Source organism: Streptomyces sp. NRRL WC-3549, assembly GCF_000721935.1.
In the GTDB taxonomy this organism is placed as follows: Bacteria; Actinomycetota; Actinomycetes; order Streptomycetales; family Streptomycetaceae; genus Streptomyces.
Window position 1 is genome coordinate 1 of record NZ_KL585475.1, and the last position, 302, is coordinate 302.

Here is a 302-nt window from a genome sequence, read left to right on the forward strand (position 1 = left end):
ACGGCAGACGCGCATCGCCACCCTGACCACCCGCCAGCCCCATCCCATGCAAAGCAGCATCCAGCAGAGCCGGATGAAGCCCAAAACCCTCGACATCCGCCCCATCAGGAAGGGCGACCTCCACAAACAGGTCATCCCCACGCCGCCACGCAGCACGAAGCCCCCGGAACACCGGCCCGTACCCAAGACCCAGATCGGCCAACTGACCGTACAGACCCGCCACGTCCAGCCCGACAGCACCCCGCGGCGGCCACTCCACCAGCGACTCACCCACGCCCGCACCCACGGCCAACGTGCCTACC

Annotated in this window: 1 protein-coding gene; it reads right to left on the minus strand. The window is 68.2% G+C overall.

What is annotated here, in order from left to right:
- A partial coding sequence (locus tag IH13_RS41895; RefSeq protein ID WP_324605225.1) for a polyketide synthase dehydratase domain-containing protein occupies window positions 1-286 on the minus strand: 286 nt, incomplete at its 3' end.
- Window positions 287-302: the final 16 nt, after the last annotated feature.